Raw genomic sequence first — 15,410 nt, forward strand, 5'->3', positions numbered from 1 at the left:
CGCTCGTTGCCGCGGGCGCGCGCCAGCCGGGGCTTGCCGGACCGTTTCGGTGCAGCGTCCGGCGCGTTTGGTAACATGGCGCGAGGCGTCGCCCGCACCCCGTGACATGCGCGCCGACGCCGCACGTCCTTTGTTCACGTCGTTTTGCGTCACCTGCCCGCATGGCCCAGGACAAACTGATCGCGTGTCACGATTGCGACGCGCTCTACCGAAAACCGCGGCTGCTCGGCCGCCAGACAGCGCGCTGCTCGCGCTGCGGCGCGACGCTCTACAGCAGCGCCGCGTCGCAGCTCGACCGCATCTGCGCCGTCACCGTCGCGGCGCTCGTCACCTTCCTCATCGCCCAGTCGTTTCCGATCATCGAACTCGACGCGAACGGCATCACCACGGAATCGAGCCTGTTCGGCGCGCTCGTCGTGCTGTGGCACGAGGACATGGAGATCATCGCGGTGATGGTGTTCTGCGCAACCATCCTCTTTCCGCTCACGGAGATGGTCGCGCTCCTGTACGTGCTGCTGCCGGTGAGGCGCGGCTATATCCCGCCTGGCTTCAATCTCGTGCTGCGCGCGATCCAGTTCGTGCGCCCCTGGGGCATGCTCGAAGTGTTCATGCTCGGCGTGCTCATCACGATCGTGAAGATGGTGAGCCTTGCGCGCGTGATTCCCGAAACCGCGCTGTTCGCCTTCGGCGCGCTCACGCTCATGTTCACCGTGGTCGTGACTTTCGATGCGCGCACGCTCTGGGACATCGCCGACGGCCTGCGCGACGCCGCCCGCGCGCCGCGCGAGGGCGGCGCGGGGCCGAACGGGCAGGCGGGCGGCGCCGGCGGTTCACCGCATCGCGCGCCGGACGGCCCGCCATCGCCTGCGCCACCTTCGTCGCTTTCGCCCTCCTCGCCCGCCCCGTTGGCCGAACCCGAGATTCGTGACCCCGCCGCGCCCGCGCAAGGCCCGGCGAAGCCGCGCGGCGGCCCGCTCAACAAGGCGCCCCGATGAAATACCAGACCGCGAACGACGCCGGCTATATTTCCTGCCACGCCTGCGGCCACGTGCAGCCGCACGTGCTGCCGCGCGCGGGCACGCACCAGCACTGCCACCGCTGCGGCTCGCCGCTGCACGAGCGCAACCCCGACAGCATCATGCGCACGTGGGCGCTGCTGATCGCCGCGGCGCTGCTCTACATTCCCGCCAACCTGCTGCCGGTCATGCACACGGCGTCGCTCGTCGGCGACGAGGACGACACCATCATGAGCGGCGTGGTCTACTTCTGGACCTCGGGCTCGTGGCCGCTCGCGATCATCGTGTTCATCGCGAGCATTCTCGTGCCGATGCTCAAGCTCTCGGTGCTCTCGCTGCTCACGTTCACCGCCCAGCGGCGCTCGACCTGGCGCCCCGTGGAACGCTCGAAACTCTACCGGCTCGTGGAGTTCATCGGCCGCTGGTCGATGCTTGACGTGTTCGTTGTCACGCTCACCGTCGCGCTGGTACGCTTCCAGTCGCTCGCCGTGATCACGGCGGGGCCCGGCGCCATCGCGTTCGGCTCGGTCGTGATCCTGACGATGATCGCGTCGATGCAGTTCGATCCTCGCTTGATCTGGGATCCCGTGGACGAAGACAAACACAAGCCTGCGCAACAATCTCAGGATCACCCTCATGAATAACCCGAAAGGACCGACCCCGCCCAACGGCGGCGGACCGCTCCCGCCCAACCTTCCCGAACCGGAGATCGTCAAGCCGAAGCGCTGGCTGCCTTCGCTCGTGTGGATCGTGCCGCTCATCGCCGCGCTGATCGGCGTGGCGCTCGTCGTGAAGTCGGTCGCCACGCGCGGCCCGACCATCACGATCAGCTTTTCGAGCGCCGAAGGGCTCGAACCGGGCAAGACCAAGGTCAAGTACAAGGACGTCGACATCGGCTCGGTGCGCGCGATCAAGCTCTCGCCCAACCTTTCGCACGTGATCGTCACGGTCGAGCTCACGAAGGACGCCGAACGATTCGCCGTGAAGGACAGCCGCTTCTGGGTCGTGCGCCCGCGCGTGGGTGCAAGCGGCGTTTCGGGCCTCACCACGCTGCTTTCAGGTTCGTATATCGGCGCGGACGCCGGCCGCGCGCAGGAATCGCAAAGCGATTTCGTCGGGCTGGAGGCGCCGCCCGCCGTGACCATCGACGAAAAAGGCCACCGCTACACGCTGCACAGCGCAACGCTCGGCTCGCTCGACATCGGCACGCCCATCTTCTTCCGGCGCATTCAGGTGGGCCAGGTCACGGGCTACTCGCTCGACAAGGACGGCACCGGCGTCACGGTGCAGGTGTTCGTGGGCGCGCCGTACGACCAGTACGTGGGCACCAACACGCGCTGGTGGCATGCGAGCGGCGTGAACGTGCAGCTCGATTCGAGCGGCATCAAGGTCAACACGCAGTCGCTCGCCACGGTCATCGTGGGCGGCCTCGCATTCCAGGCGCCTTCCGGCCAGCAGATGGGCCCGCAGGCGCCTGACAACGCCACCTTCGCGCTCGCCTCCGACGAGACCGATGCGATGCGCGAGCCGGACGGCGCGCCGCAACGCGTGGTGATGTACTTCAACCAGTCGTTGCGCGGGCTCTCCGTGGGCGCGCCGGTCGACTTCCGCGGCATCGTGCTCGGCCAGGTGACCGACATCGGCATCGAGTACGACCCGAAGGAGCACAACTTCCGCATGCCGGTGACGATGGATCTGTATCCGCTGCGCCTGTCGCGCCGCATCCGCGGCGAAGCGCCGGCGCCGCACACGCCGCAAAGCCAGGAGCTGCTCAAGCGCCTCGTCGCGCGCGGCCTGCGCGGCCAGTTGCGCACGGGCAACCTGATCACGGGCCAGCTCTACATCGCACTCGACATCTTCCCGAAGGCGAGCCAGGCGACGGTCGACTTCAGCCACGATCCGATGGAGCTGCCCACGGTGCCGAACTCGCTCGAAGAGTTGCAGCTTCAGGTGGCGGACATCGCGAAGAAGCTCGACAAGATTCCGTTCGACAAGATCGGCAACAACCTGAACGACTCGCTCAAGAGCGCCAACCAGCTGTTCGCGCAGGTGAACGACCAGCTCCTGCCGCAGATGCGCGGCACGCTCGACGAAGCGCAGAAGACCTTCAGCGCCGCGCAGGCCACGCTCCAGCAGGACTCGCCGCTACAGTCCGACGTGCATCAGGCGATGCAGGAGCTCACGCGCACGCTGCAATCGCTCAACGCGCTCTCCGACTATCTGGAGCGCCATCCCGAATCACTGCTGCGCGGCAAACCAGGAGACAAGCCATGACGTTCCGACGCGTCCCCGCCCTTGCCACGCTCGGCGCCGTGGTCATGGCCGCCGCGCTGGCGGGTTGCGGCTCGCCCGCCAGCCGCTTCTACACGCTCAGCCCGACCGACGACGGCGCGCGCACGACGGCCGCCGCCGCGCCGAGCGCGGGCAACGCCCCGTGGCTGATCGCGCTGGCGCCTGTAGACGTCCCGCCGCAGGTCGCGAAATTGCAGCTCGTCGTGCAAACCGACGCGAGCCAGGTGCGCGTGCTGGAGCAGGAGCGCTGGGCCTCGCTGCCCGGCGACGAGATCCGCCGCGCGCTTTCGGGCGATCTCACACAGCAGCTCGGCACCATCGACGTGTACGGCTCGCCGCATCCCGAAGGCGTGCCCGTGTACCGCGTGAGCGTGAACGTGCAGCGCTTCGAATCGTGGCCGGGCTCGCATGCGCTCATCGACGCCGTGTGGAGCGTGCGCGCGCTCGACACGCAAACCGTCCTGACCTGCCGCACCGTGCTCAACGAGCCCGTGGGCGACGGCTATGACGCGCTCGTGGTCGGCCATCGCCGCGCGGTCGCCGACCTCTCGCAGTCGATCGCAAGCGGCGTGCGCACGCTCGCGGCCGCGCCGCGCGTGAGCACGGCGACGAGCGGCGCGAAGTCCGCCGCGCACGCGAAGCCGGTCGCGCGCATTGCCTGCCCGCAGCCCGTGCCCGCCGCTGCCGCCCCCGTGCAGCAACCCTCACAACAACCCGCCGGCGGCTGAGCCGCCCGTTTCACCCAGGCGCGGCCGGCGGCGGTGCGTGGCGCGGCGCGGCAGCCCCCTGGGCTGCTTTCGCCCTCGGCCCGCCGCACCGGGCCGCCCGCCGCGCCGTCCTCACCCACGCCTCATGTTCCACTCCCTCAAGACGCTCTGGAAAAAATGGCGCGCGTCGCGCAACGCCGGACAGCAGCTCGACGCGCTGCTTGCGCTCGCCGACGCCGACGCGCCCTACGCCGAGCGCAGCGAATGGCTGATCGAACTCGCGCACTGGATCCACCGGCGCGGCCAGCTCGATCAGCCGGACTCCGGCGCGCAAGCCGACGCCCCGGCGCACCGCGCACCGCCCGAACATGCGCGCGTGCGCTACCTGCTGCACGTGCTCGATCGCAACCCAGCCTGGAAGGCCAACGTCGGCGCGATGCTGCGCAAGCTGCTGCGCGAGAGCGACAGCATTTCGCTGCTGTGCGACGCGGGCATGCCGGTGCATTCGGGTCTGCTCGGCGCGCTCGTGGGCCGCTTGCAGGCGCAGCTCATTCCGCCCGCGCCGAACCGGCGCGACCTCGCCGCGCTCGTCACGCTGATGTTCCCGGCAACGCTCGACCCCGAATGGATCGCCACGCTGCCGCCGGAACTGCTCGCGCGGCTCAAAGCGCTGGCCGCCGAACCGGTCGAAGCACCCGCGCCCGCCTCCACGCCGCAGCCCGGCGAGTTTTCGCTCGACCTGCTGACCGCGCTGCACAACCTCACCTGCCAGATCAGCTCCACGGGCCTTTCGCCGACGGTGCGCGGCCGCCTTTCGATCGACGACGCGCACGTGGCCGTCGAGCGCCTGCCGTTCTACCGCCTCACGCGCGCGATGCTCTCGGTGGAAAATGCGCGCGACGAGGGCGACGCCGCCCGTCTGCTGCACGAAGTGACGTGGCTGCGCCTCTTGCTCGACGACTGCCGCCGCGCCACCAACGACGTCTTCGCCCACCTCTACCGCAACGGCGTGCGCGTGGACACGGTGTTCCAGGTCGAGCGCATGCGCATGCGGATCGTGCGCGCGGAGCGCCTGCTCGACGCATGGATGGCCGCCGGCGACGCCCCGTTGCAGGCGCGCCTCGTGGCCGACCTCGTGAAAGCGAACCAGGAAAGCCAGAGCATCGCGCACCTGCTGCGCAGCAATTTCGCGCTGCTCTCGCGCAAGGTGGTCGAGCTTTCCGCCGACACGGGCGAGCACTACATCGCGCGCGACCGCGCCGAATACCTCGCGATGCTGCGCATGGCCGCGGGCGGCGGGCTCGTGACGGCGGTGACGGTGTATGTGAAGTTCGGCATCACGGGCGCCCATTTGCCGTCGATGATCGAGGGCGTGTTTGCGGGGTTCAACTACGCGCTGAGCTTCCTCGTCATGCACTTCTGCCACTTCTCGCTCGCGACCAAGCAGCCCGCGATGACCGCGCCCACCCTCGCGCGCGAGCTCGACGACGCGAAGGAACCGCCGGGCCGGGCGCGCTTCGCCTCGACCGTGGTGGCGCTCATGCGCACTCAGGCGGCGGCCGTGCTGGGCAATGTGCTGCTCGTGTTTCCGGCGTGCCTCGCCGTGCAATTGCTGTGCGGCTGGCTCTTTCACGCCGAGCTGATCTCGCCCGCCAAGGCGCACTCGACGCTGCAATCGTTCTCGCTCGCCGGGCCCACGCCGTTCTATGCCGCGCTGACCGGCGTGCTGCTGTGGCTCTCCAGCCTGTTCGCGGGCTGGGCCGACAACTGGTTCGTGCTGCACCGCGTGGAGGACGCGCTCGCGTGGAACCGGCGGCTGCGCATGACGCTCGGCGTCGCGGGCGCGGCGCGCCTCGCGCGCTTTTGCCGCGTGAACGCGGCGGGCGTATGGGGCAACGTCGTGCTCGGCATGATGCTCGGCTTCGTGCCCGCCGTGGTTTCGGCCATCGCGTTCCATTACGAGGTGCGGCACGTGACGCTCTCGGCGGGCTCGATCGGCGTGGCGCTGGGCGTGCTCGGCCCCGGCGCGCTGCGCTCGGGCGAACTGTGGTGGGCCGTCGCGGGCGTCGCCAGCATGGCGGTGCTCAACGTCGCGGTGAGCTTCGCGCTCGCCCTACAGATGGCGCTGCGCTCGCGCGACCTGCGGCGCAAGGACGTGCGGCCGCTCATGCGCGTGGTCTGGCGGCGCATCGTGCGGCGCCCGATCGATCTCGTGTGGCCGATGCGAAAGGGAGTGGATTGAGACAGGTTAGTAGCAAATAAAGTGATTAAGCGGGAGATTGGCTGACGATCCGTCTGAGCTAATGGGGTGCACTCCGTGACGGCGGCCGGCGTTTATCGCCCACTCGCCAGATGTGATTGCGCGCGCCCGTGCCACGGCACGGGTCGCCCGCGACACGGGTATCCGCCGCGAAGATCTCCGATGGTTCCGATAAGGCGCATGTGTTCAAGCCGCCCGCCGGATAAGCGCAGCGGGGTACGCCCTACCCCGAGCGCCGCAGCAACGACCACCCATCCCAGGCGCCCCGCGCAACCCGCGTACAATAGCGCCTTCCCCGCAGCGTCCCATCCTTCTTCATGTCTCTCGATTTCTTTGCTCCCTGCCCGCGCGGCCTCGAAGCCGCGCTCGCCGCCGAACTGGCCGAAACCGCGCAACAGCGCCTGCCGCCCGGCGCGCTCCAGGTCGGCGCCGAGGTGCCCGGCGGCGTGCACTTTCGCGGCAACTGGGCCGGCGGCATTGCCGCGAACCTGCATTCGCGCATCGCGAGCCGCGTGCTCCTGAAAATCGCCCAGCGTCCCTACCGCAGCGAGCAGGACATCTATGAGCTCGCGCGCGAACAGCGCTGGGACCAGTGGTTCACGCCGGACGAGACGCTGCGCGTCGATATCACCGCGATCAAGTCGCCGCTGCGCAGCCTCGAATTCGCCACGCTGCGCGTGAAGGACGGGATCTGCGACCGCATGCGCGACAAGGCGGGCGCGCGTCCGAGCATCGACACCGCGTATCCCGACGTGCGCGTCTTCGCCTTCCTCACCGCGAACGAGTGCACGCTTTATCTCGACACTTCGGGCGAGCCGCTTTTCAAGCGCGGCTGGCGTCTGGACAAGGGCGCGGCGCCGCTGCGCGAGAATCTCGCGGCGGGCATCCTGCGCCTCACGGGCTGGACGGCCGGCACGCCGCTCTACGACCCGATGTGCGGCAGCGGCACCTTCCTCGCGGAAGCCGCGCAAGTCGCGCAGGACATCGCGCCGGGGCTGGATCGCCGCTTCGGTTTTGAGTCGCTCAAGCAGGCCGACATGGCCGCGTGGCGCCACCTCAAGAGCGAGGCCAACACGGCGCGCAACGCCGCGCAGAGCAAGCCGCGCGATCTGCTGATTTTCGGCAGCGACATCTCCGATGTCATGTTGGAAAAGGCACGCGCGAACTTCAAGCGCGCGGGCTTCGGCAACGTGCCGCTCAAGCAGCTCGACGCACGCAACATGACGCCGCCCTCCGACGCGCCCGGCGTTCTGGTGGCGAATCCGCCGTATGGCGAGCGTATCGAGGTGCGCGGGCGCAATGCGCGCGGCGAAGCGCGCCCCACGGCGCGCGAGCTGCGCGGTGACGACGACGAAGGCTTTCGCCGCGCCAAGGACGAAGCGCCCGACGCCGAGTTCTTCCAGGCGCTCGGCGACGCGCTCAAGCAGCGCTTCACGGGCTGGCGCGCATTCGTCCTCACCTCCGACCGCAAGCTGCCGGGCCAGTTGCGCCTGCGTGAAGCCGCCAAGACGCCGCTCTACAACGGCGCGCTCGAATGCCGCCTGTTCCGCTTCGACCTGATCGCGGGCAGCGTGCGCCAGCGTCCCGCCAGCGGCGGCGCGAATCCCGCCGCCGGCAAAGACAACGGCAACGGCGACGCGAACTGACGTTCGCAAACGCGTGGCGGCGCGCGACGCTCTCGCCGCCACGCGCCCCTCAGCGCGGCGCTAAACCGCCAGCGGATACCCTTCGTACTCCGGAAACATCTTCGGCAGCGTGAACGCCGGCATCGAATAGCGCGAGAAGCAGCGCGAGGTCGAAGCCGGGTGGATCAGATGCAGGCAGCTCGCCTGCTTGTCGTCGGCGGCGAGCACCGTGCGGCCCGCCTCGACGATGCGGCGAATGAAGCTCTCGTCTTCGCAAAGATCGACCTCGTCGAAACGCGCCACGTCGAATAGCGCCTTGCGATACACGTACGAGAAGCCGTAGAAGAGGATGAAGTCCGCGCCGATCTTCATCTTGTCGTGGAATTCGACCGTCGCGACGCTGTTGCCGGTCAGCACATAGTGCAGCCCCACGCGCGCATTCAGGTCCATGTAGCCGAAGAACTGCGTGTGCGGCGCGTACATCCAGAACGTCGAGAGCTTCATGAGGTCCGCGCCGTTGTCCTCCAGCATCCGCACCATGCCCGCGAGATAGTGTGACGCGTAGTGGTCGTCGTCGTCGAAGTGCGCGATCAGCGCGCCGCGCGATTCGTTCACGAGAAAGTTGCGCTTGGCGCCGATCGACATGCGCGTTTTCGACCAGTAGTAGCGCACGCGCGCATCGGTCTGCGACAGCGCGCGGAGAAACTCGCTGGGCTGCGGGCTGTCGTCGAGGATGAGCCACTCCCACGCCACGCGCTGGCGCTCGATGCAGCGCCAGATGGCCGGCAGGAAGGGCTCGCGGTTGCCCGTGGGAGTGATGATCGAAACGGTGGGTGACATACGTGTGCGTAAGCGTTTGGAGCGGCTTGCAACCCGCAAGCGGACCCCGCGATTACACCAGATACGCCGCCGCCTCTCTCTCGAAAACCTTCGAAACGCGCGTCGCGACGCCCGGCAAGGCTACTGACAGCACGCTGTCAGCAGGCCCCCTGCACACTGCTTCTACGCCATCCGGCGAGGCCGCCGCCGCCCGGCTGCCGCCACCTACCGTCCGCCGTAGCTTACGAGGAGTGTACCGTGTCAACCGATCTGTCCCGTGTGATCTCGTGGTTCGAAATCCCCGCGCACGACCTGGAGCGCGCCGCCCGCTTTTACGAAACCGCTTTCGACACTGCACTGCAACGCGAGGTGGTCGGCGGCGTGCCCATGGCGCTTTTCGCGCACACCGAAACGGAAACCGGAGGCTGCATCGTGTTCAATCCGCACGACGCCAAGCCTGACCCGAAGGGCGTGCTCGTGTATCTGAACGCGCAGCCGTCGGTCACGGCCGTGCTCGACCGCGTGCAGAAGGCGGGCGGCAAGCAGCAGGGGCCGGCCGTCGAGTTGCCGAACAACTTCGGTTATATCGGCTTCTTCATCGACACCGAAGGCAACCGCGTGGGCCTGCACGCGCCCAAGCTCGGTTAAGCGCGAACCGCGGCGCGCGGGCGGCGATATCATTCGCGGCTAAAGGGCTTATGGTGTTTCTCGTGCCTGTCGTGCCCAAAGTGCTTACGGTGCCTAACGTGCTTATCGTCCTTATGCCGCTCACCGCGTCCGACCTCGCGCCCGCCCTGCCATGACCCGCCGCGCCGACCGCCTCTTTCGCATCGCCGAACTGCTGCGCGGCCGGCGCCTCACCACCGCGCAGCAACTCGCCGAATGGCTCGAAGTCTCGCCGCGCACGGTGTATCGCGACGTGCGCGACCTGCAACTCTCGGGCGTGCCGATCGAGGGCGAAGCGGGCATCGGCTACCGGCTCGCACGCACGGCGAGCCTGCCGCCGCTCACCTTCACCGCCGACGAACTCACGGCGCTCGCCGTGGGTGCGCGCATGGCCGAATCGTGGGGCGGTGCGGCGCTCGCGGGCGGCGCTCGGGGCGCACTCGCGAAGATCGCCGCCGCGATGCCCGCGGAAAAGCGCGCCGTGCTGGAACGGCTTGCCGTCTTCGCGCCCGCGTATCACATGGACCCCACGTTCTCGGACAAGCTCGACGCGCTGCATCGCGCCGTGGATACGCGGCTCGTCGTGCGCTTCGCCTACTGCGACCGCATCGGCGCGCATACGGAGCGGCGCATCTGGCCGCTTGGCCTCGTGTACTGGGGCGCGCAATGGACCGTGGGCGCATGGTGCGAAATGCGCGAGGATTTCCGCAATTTCAATATCGCGCGCATGGAAAACGTGGACGTGCTCGAGCCGTTTCCCGACGTGAGCGGACGGCGTCTCGCCGATTATCTGCGGCGCGTGAATGCGCCTTCGCTGTGAAGCATTCAAGCACTCGCCAATGAAAAAGGCGCGCATCGCTGCGCGCCTTTGGCGTGGGTTCGAAGCCAGCAGCGCTTACTCCACCGCCTTCACCATCTCCTCGATCACCTTCTTCGCATCGCCGAACACCATCATGGTTTTATCCATGTAGAAGAGTTCGTTGTCGAGACCCGCGTAACCGGCCGCCATCGAGCGCTTGTTCACGAGGATCGTGCGCGCCTTGTACGCCTCGATGATCGGCATGCCCGCGATCGGCGACTTCGGGTCGTTCTTCGCCGCCGGGTTCACCACGTCGTTCGCGCCCAGGACCAGCACCACATCGGTCTGGCCGAACTCGTTGTTGATGTCCTCCATCTCGTACACCATGTCGTAGGGCACTTCCGCTTCCGCGAGCAGCACGTTCATGTGGCCCGGCATGCGGCCCGCTACGGGGTGGATCGCGTAACGCACGTCCACGCCCTTCTCCACGAGCTTGTCCGTCAGTTCCTTCAACGCATGCTGCGCGCGCGCCACGGCAAGACCGTAGCCCGGCACGATCACCACGCTTTCGGCGTTGCCGAGCATGAACGCGGCGTCATCGGCCGAACCCGACTTCACCGGACGCTGCTCCTGCGCGCCGCCCGCCGTCGCCGCACTCGCCTCGCCGCCGAAGCCGCCCAGCAGCACGTTGAAGAACGAGCGGTTCATCGCGTGGCACATGATGTACGAGAGAATCGCGCCCGACGAGCCCACCAGCGACCCCGCGATAATCAGCATCGCGTTGTTCAGCGAGAAGCCGATGCCCGCCGCCGCCCAGCCCGAGTACGAGTTCAGCATCGACACGACCACGGGCATGTCCGCGCCGCCGATCGGGATGATGATGAGCACGCCCAGCGCGAACGCGATCAACGTCATGATGATGAACGGCAGCCACGACTGCGTGATGAAGAACAAGACGCCGAAGCCGATCATGCCGAGCGCGAGCATCAGGTTGATCAGATGCTGGCCGGAGTACACCACGGGCGCGCCCTGGAACAGGCGGAACTTATACTTGCCCGAGAGCTTGCCGAAGGCGATCACTGAGCCTGAGAACGTGATCGCACCGACGAACGTGCCGATGAACAGTTCGATGCGGTTGCCGTAGGGCAGGAAGCCCGGATACGGCGCATCCTCGGCCACCAGCCCGAACGCAGCAGGCTCGGAAACGACCGCGTACGCAATGCACACCGCCGCAAGACCGATCAGCGAGTGCATGGCCGCGACCAGTTCCGGCATCTTCGTCATCTCGACGCGCGCCGCGACAAAAGCGCCAAGCCCGCCGCCCACCACGAGTGCGCCGAACAGCAGCGCAAGACCCAGGCCGAGGTTCGAGCCGAACTGTGCGGACTCCTTCGCGATCAGCGCAAGCGTGGTGAGAATGGCAATGGCCATGCCGACCATGCCGAACAGGTTGCCGGCGCGTGCGCTCTTGGGGTTGGATAACCCCTTGAGCGCCTGGATGAAGCAGACCGACGCCACCAGATAAAGGAGCGTAACGACATTCATGCTCATTTATGCGCCCTCCTTGGCCGGAAGCTTCTTCGGTTCCTTCTTGCGGAACATCTCCAGCATCCGCCTCGTAACGAGGAACCCGCCGAACACGTTCACGGCCGCGAGCAGCACGGCAAACGTGCCGAAGAACTTGCCCGCGCCGCCCACGGTGAGGCCCGTGGCGAGCATCGCGCCGACGATCACGATCGCCGAGATGGCATTGGTCACTGCCATGAGCGGCGTATGCAGCGCGGGCGTGACATTCCAGACCACGTGATAGCCCACGTACACGGCCAGCACGAAGATGATCAGGTTGATGACGGTATGGTTGATGACTTCCATTCTTGTTCTCCTCCTCGTCATGCCTTGCGCGTGACAGCGCCGTCGCGCGCCAGCAGCGTGGCCGCGACGATGTCGTCCGCGAGATCGATGTTGAGCGCGCCTTCCTTCGTGACGATGAGCTTCAGGAAGTCGAGCAGGTTGCGCGCGTAGAGCGCCGAGGCGTCGGCGGCGACCATCGAGGCAAGGTTCGTGTAACCGCAGATCTGCACGCCGTGCTGCATCACCACCTTGTCGGCCTCGGTGAGCGGGCAGTTGCCGCCGCGCCGGCCGCTGGCCTGATCGGCAACGGGGCCGCGCCCTGCCGCGAGGTCGATGACCACCGAGCCGGGCTTCATCGCCTGCACGGTTTCAGAGGGCAGGAGCGTCGGCGCATCGCGGCCCGGAATCAGCGCGGTCGAAATGACGATGTCGGCCTGCTTCGCGCGCTCGTGCACCAGCGCCGACTGGCGCGTGAGCCACGAGGGCGGCATGGGGCGCGCATAGCCGCCCACGCCTTCCGCTGCTTCGCGTTCCTCATCGGTTTCGTAGGGCACGTCGAGGAATTTCGCGCCGAGCGACTCGATCTGCTCTTTTACCGCCGGGCGCACGTCCGAGGCTTCGATCACCGCGCCCAGGCGCTTCGCCGTGGCGATGGCCTGCAAGCCCGCTACCCCCGCGCCGAGAATCAGCACGCGAGCGGCTTTCACCGTACCGGCGGCGGTCATCAGCATCGGCATAAAGCGCGGATAGAGGTTCGCCGCCACAAGCACCGCCTTGTAGCCGGCGATATTGGCCTGCGAGGACAGCACGTCCAGGCTTTGCGCCCGCGTGGTGCGCGGCGCGGCTTCCAGCGCGAAGGCGGTGACACCCGCCTCGGCAAGCTTCGCGGCGTTCTCCGCGTTAAAGGGATCGAGCATGCCGACCAGCACGGCGCCGCGCTTCATGAACGGCAGTTCGCTGACGGTGGGCGACTGGACCTTGAGCACGAGTTCCGCGCCAAACGCCGTGGCGGCGTCGGCAACCTGCGCGCCAACGGCCGTATAGGCCTCGTCGGGATAGCTCGCGCCAGTGCCGGCGCCCGCCTGGATCGTGACCGTATGGCCCTGTGCGACGTACTTCTTGACTGTCTCCGGCGTCGCGGCCACGCGGGTTTCGTTCGCCCGCGTCTCGGCAGGCACTCCAATATGCATTGTTGTTTCCTCCTCGCCTTCTTGTTCTATCTGTTCTGGCTCGATTCGAGCGAAGGGAGGCCGGCAAAACGGCGTTGAAGCGCCGGCATCCATTGCAACGGCAAAACGTCGGCACCACTTTAACCGAAAGCAGCAGCGCGCTTATAGCGGGAATTGCCCGCTTTTGTGCGTTGCACACAACATCCCGCGCCGTCCGACCGGACGGTCGGGAGAACCAGGCATGTGGGACCGGCAGCCATCCCGTCAGGTTGGCAAACGATCCGGCCCCGGGCACCGTTTGCGGCGTGCCGGTAAAATACCGGCCCATGAATGAGGAAACCTGGGCACCCCACGTCACCGTGGCCGCGATCGTCGAGCGCGACGGGCGTTTTCTGCTCGTCGAGGAGCACACGGGCGCCGGCCTGCGCCTGAACCAGCCCGCCGGGCATCTGGAAGCGGGCGAGACGCTGCACGAGGCCGTGGTGCGCGAAGCGCTCGAGGAAACCGCGTACGCGTTCACGCCCGAGGCGCTCGTCGGCGTGTACATGACGCATTTCGGCAAGCCGGGCGAGAGCGGCGCGACGTATCTGCGCTTCACGTACTGCGGCAGTGTCGCGGCCGAACCGGAAAACCGCGCCCTCGACCCGGACATCGTCCGCACGGTGTGGATGAGCGCAGACGAGTTGCGCGCGGCGAGCGAGCGTCATCGCACGCCGCTCGTGATGCGCTGCGTCGACGATTACCTCGCAGGCAAGCGCGTGCCGCTGGATTTCGTCCAGACGCACGCGACGGCGCCCAAAACAGGCGCGGGACCCAAGAGCTGAACAAGGCAGCAAGGCAATGAGCAAACGTAAAGTCGTGGTAGGCATGTCGGGCGGCGTCGATTCGTCGGTTACCGCATGGCTGCTCAAGGAGCAGGGGTTCGACGTCGTCGGCCTCTTCATGAAGAACTGGGAAGACGACGACGACGGCGAGTACTGCTCGACGCGTCAGGACTGGATCGACGTCGTGTCGGTCGCGGACCTGATCGGCATCGACGTGGAAGCGGTGAACTTCGCCGCCGAGTACAAGGACCGCGTGTTCGCGGAGTTCCTGCGCGAGTATTCCGCGGGCCGCACGCCGAACCCGGACGTGCTGTGCAACGCCGAGATCAAGTTCAAGGCTTTCCTCGACCACGCCATGTCGCTCGGCGCGGAAACGATCGCCACGGGCCACTATGCGCGCGTGCGCCAGAACCCCGAGCGTGACGGTCGTTTCGAACTACTGAAGGCGCTCGACCATACGAAGGACCAGTCGTACTTCCTGCATCGCCTGAACCAGGCACAGCTTTCGAAGACGATGTTCCCGCTCGGCGAGATTCCCAAGACGAAGGTGCGCGAGATCGCCGAGCAGATCGGTCTGCCGAACGCGAAAAAGAAGGATTCCACAGGAATCTGCTTCATCGGGGAGCGGCCGTTCCGCGACTTCCTGAACCGCTATCTGCCGACCAGGCCTGGCCCGATGATGACGCCCGACGGCAAGGTCGTGGGCGAGCACATCGGCCTCGCGTTCTACACGTTCGGGCAGCGCAAGGGCATTGGCCTCGGCGGCAGCAAGGACGGCAGCGGCGAAGCGTGGTTCGTGGCGGGCAAGGACATCGCGTCGAACACGCTCTATGTCGTGCAGGGCCACGACCATCCGTGGCTGCTCGCGCATGAGCTGCGCGCGGGCAACGTGAGCTGGGTGGCGGGCGAGCCGCCCGCGCAGGATCATGCGTGCGGCGCGAAAACGCGCTATCGCCAGGCCGACGCGCCCTGCTCGTTCCACACGGCCGACGATTTCGGCGCAGGCCAGTTCACGCTGCGTTTTCCCGACGCGCAGTGGGCCGTGACGCCCGGCCAGTCGGCGGTGCTCTATGACGGCGACGTGTGCCTGGGCGGCGGCATCATCGAAGCGGTGACCACGCTCGAGCCGCACATCCCGGCCGTGCCGCCGCCCGAAGCGCCGAAGAAAAAGAAGCGCGTGGCGCGCAAGAAGCCTGCGGCAGCGGCACCGTCAACAACGGCTGCATGACGCCGGCCACGGCAGGCCAAACGTAAGGAATCACAAGGCGGCGCGCAAGGCGCCGCTTTTTTTACGTCAGACTTTTTCGCCTTGCCCGCAGATCCCTCAAGCACCCTGCCCGGTTCCCGGCCAGATTCACGAACTTGCGGCATCATTCCCGCAA

General features: G+C 67.3%; 14 protein-coding genes. 10 read left to right on the forward strand and 4 right to left on the reverse strand.

The features are described 5' to 3' along the window. Positions 1–161: 161 nt before the first annotated feature. The 6 genes from C7401_RS13550 to C7401_RS13575 all read left to right on the forward strand — a co-directional run bounded on the left by C7401_RS13550 (position 162) and on the right by C7401_RS13575 (position 7,921). A complete protein-coding gene (locus C7401_RS13550) occupies positions 162–995 on the forward strand; it encodes a paraquat-inducible protein A (protein ID WP_112171901.1) in 834 nt (277 codons plus the stop codon). Continuing rightward, a complete protein-coding gene (locus C7401_RS13555; protein ID WP_112171902.1) occupies positions 992–1,660 on the forward strand; it encodes a paraquat-inducible protein A in 669 nt (222 codons plus the stop codon). Before C7401_RS13550 ends, C7401_RS13555 begins: the two co-directional genes overlap by 4 nt. Next, the gene (locus C7401_RS13560; RefSeq protein WP_112171903.1) at positions 1,653–3,290 is read left to right on the forward strand and encodes a PqiB family protein; all 1,638 of its coding nucleotides are present in this window, start codon (positions 1,653–1,655) and stop codon (positions 3,288–3,290) included. The genes C7401_RS13555 and C7401_RS13560 overlap by 8 nt, the downstream gene beginning before the upstream one ends. After that, complete coding sequence (locus tag C7401_RS13565; protein ID WP_112171904.1) at positions 3,287–4,036, forward strand: PqiC family protein; 750 nt, start codon at positions 3,287–3,289, stop codon at positions 4,034–4,036. The genes C7401_RS13560 and C7401_RS13565 overlap by 4 nt, the downstream gene beginning before the upstream one ends. Positions 4,037–4,160: 124 nt before the next feature. Further along, the gene (locus C7401_RS13570) at positions 4,161–6,257 is read left to right on the forward strand and encodes a site-specific recombinase (protein WP_112171905.1); all 2,097 of its coding nucleotides are present in this window, start codon (positions 4,161–4,163) and stop codon (positions 6,255–6,257) included. Between the two features lie 335 nt (positions 6,258–6,592). Beyond that, positions 6,593–7,921 carry a THUMP domain-containing class I SAM-dependent RNA methyltransferase gene (locus tag C7401_RS13575; RefSeq protein ID WP_112171906.1) on the forward strand — a complete coding sequence of 443 codons (1,329 nt, stop codon included), beginning with the start codon at positions 6,593–6,595 and terminating at the stop codon, positions 7,919–7,921. A 60-nt stretch (positions 7,922–7,981) separates the two neighbouring features. On the opposite strand, the gene C7401_RS13580 is transcribed toward C7401_RS13575, so the two are convergent. Then, the gene (locus C7401_RS13580) at positions 7,982–8,740 is read right to left on the reverse strand and encodes a glycosyltransferase family 2 protein (RefSeq protein WP_112171907.1); all 759 of its coding nucleotides are present in this window, start codon (positions 8,738–8,740) and stop codon (positions 7,982–7,984) included. Between the two features lie 237 nt (positions 8,741–8,977). On the opposite strand from C7401_RS13580, the gene C7401_RS13585 reads away from it, so the two are divergent. Both C7401_RS13585 and C7401_RS13590 read left to right on the forward strand, forming a co-directional pair. Beyond that, positions 8,978–9,367, forward strand: a complete 390-nt coding sequence (locus C7401_RS13585; protein ID WP_112171908.1) for a VOC family protein — start codon at positions 8,978–8,980, stop codon at positions 9,365–9,367. A gap of 151 nt (positions 9,368–9,518) precedes the next feature. After that, positions 9,519–10,205, forward strand: a complete 687-nt coding sequence (locus C7401_RS13590) for a helix-turn-helix transcriptional regulator (protein ID WP_112171909.1) — start codon at positions 9,519–9,521, stop codon at positions 10,203–10,205. Positions 10,206–10,280: 75 nt separating this feature from the next. On the opposite strand, the gene C7401_RS13595 is transcribed toward C7401_RS13590, so the two are convergent. From C7401_RS13595 to C7401_RS13605, 3 genes are read right to left on the reverse strand one after another with little or no spacing between them, the layout of a single operon-like run. Continuing rightward, the gene (locus tag C7401_RS13595; RefSeq protein ID WP_112171910.1) at positions 10,281–11,735 is read right to left on the reverse strand and encodes an NAD(P)(+) transhydrogenase (Re/Si-specific) subunit beta; all 1,455 of its coding nucleotides are present in this window, start codon (positions 11,733–11,735) and stop codon (positions 10,281–10,283) included. Next, positions 11,736–12,056 carry an NAD(P) transhydrogenase subunit alpha part 2 gene (locus C7401_RS13600; protein WP_112171911.1) on the reverse strand — a complete coding sequence of 107 codons (321 nt, stop codon included), beginning with the start codon at positions 12,054–12,056 and terminating at the stop codon, positions 11,736–11,738. It abuts the gene before it with no gap. A 17-nt stretch (positions 12,057–12,073) separates the two neighbouring features. Next, the gene (locus tag C7401_RS13605; protein WP_112171912.1) at positions 12,074–13,225 is read right to left on the reverse strand and encodes a Re/Si-specific NAD(P)(+) transhydrogenase subunit alpha; all 1,152 of its coding nucleotides are present in this window, start codon (positions 13,223–13,225) and stop codon (positions 12,074–12,076) included. A 305-nt stretch (positions 13,226–13,530) separates the two neighbouring features. Between C7401_RS13605 and C7401_RS13610 the strand changes: the two genes are divergently transcribed. Next, a complete protein-coding gene (locus tag C7401_RS13610; protein ID WP_112171913.1) occupies positions 13,531–14,028 on the forward strand; it encodes an NUDIX hydrolase in 498 nt (165 codons plus the stop codon). A gap of 16 nt (positions 14,029–14,044) precedes the next feature. After that, positions 14,045–15,256: a tRNA 2-thiouridine(34) synthase MnmA gene (gene mnmA, locus C7401_RS13615; RefSeq protein WP_112171914.1), complete on the forward strand. Its 1,212-nt coding sequence runs from the start codon at positions 14,045–14,047 to the stop codon at positions 15,254–15,256. Positions 15,257–15,410: the final 154 nt, after the last annotated feature.

Origin of the sequence: Paraburkholderia unamae (assembly GCF_003268775.1) — a bacterium.
Taxonomy (GTDB): Bacteria; Pseudomonadota; Gammaproteobacteria; order Burkholderiales; family Burkholderiaceae; genus Paraburkholderia; species Paraburkholderia unamae.

Excerpts from the sequence above, each read along its gene's own strand:
- C7401_RS13550 (WP_112171901.1), top strand. The coding sequence starts at position 162 with ATGGCCCAGGACAAACTGATCGCGTGTCACGATTGCGACGCGCTCTAC.
- C7401_RS13555 (WP_112171902.1), top strand. The coding sequence starts at position 992 with ATGAAATACCAGACCGCGAACGACGCCGGCTATATTTCCTGCCACGCC.
- C7401_RS13560 (WP_112171903.1), top strand. The coding sequence starts at position 1,653 with ATGAATAACCCGAAAGGACCGACCCCGCCCAACGGCGGCGGACCGCTC.
- C7401_RS13565 (WP_112171904.1), top strand. The coding sequence starts at position 3,287 with ATGACGTTCCGACGCGTCCCCGCCCTTGCCACGCTCGGCGCCGTGGTC.
- C7401_RS13570 (WP_112171905.1), top strand. The coding sequence starts at position 4,161 with ATGTTCCACTCCCTCAAGACGCTCTGGAAAAAATGGCGCGCGTCGCGC.
- C7401_RS13575 (WP_112171906.1), top strand. The coding sequence starts at position 6,593 with ATGTCTCTCGATTTCTTTGCTCCCTGCCCGCGCGGCCTCGAAGCCGCG.
- C7401_RS13580 (WP_112171907.1), bottom strand. The coding sequence starts at position 8,740 with ATGTCACCCACCGTTTCGATCATCACTCCCACGGGCAACCGCGAGCCC.
- C7401_RS13590 (WP_112171909.1), top strand. The coding sequence starts at position 9,519 with ATGACCCGCCGCGCCGACCGCCTCTTTCGCATCGCCGAACTGCTGCGC.
- C7401_RS13595 (WP_112171910.1), bottom strand. The coding sequence starts at position 11,735 with ATGAGCATGAATGTCGTTACGCTCCTTTATCTGGTGGCGTCGGTCTGC.
- C7401_RS13600 (WP_112171911.1), bottom strand. The coding sequence starts at position 12,056 with ATGGAAGTCATCAACCATACCGTCATCAACCTGATCATCTTCGTGCTG.
- C7401_RS13605 (WP_112171912.1), bottom strand. The coding sequence starts at position 13,225 with ATGCATATTGGAGTGCCTGCCGAGACGCGGGCGAACGAAACCCGCGTG.
- C7401_RS13610 (WP_112171913.1), top strand. The coding sequence starts at position 13,531 with ATGAATGAGGAAACCTGGGCACCCCACGTCACCGTGGCCGCGATCGTC.
- mnmA (WP_112171914.1), top strand. The coding sequence starts at position 14,045 with ATGAGCAAACGTAAAGTCGTGGTAGGCATGTCGGGCGGCGTCGATTCG.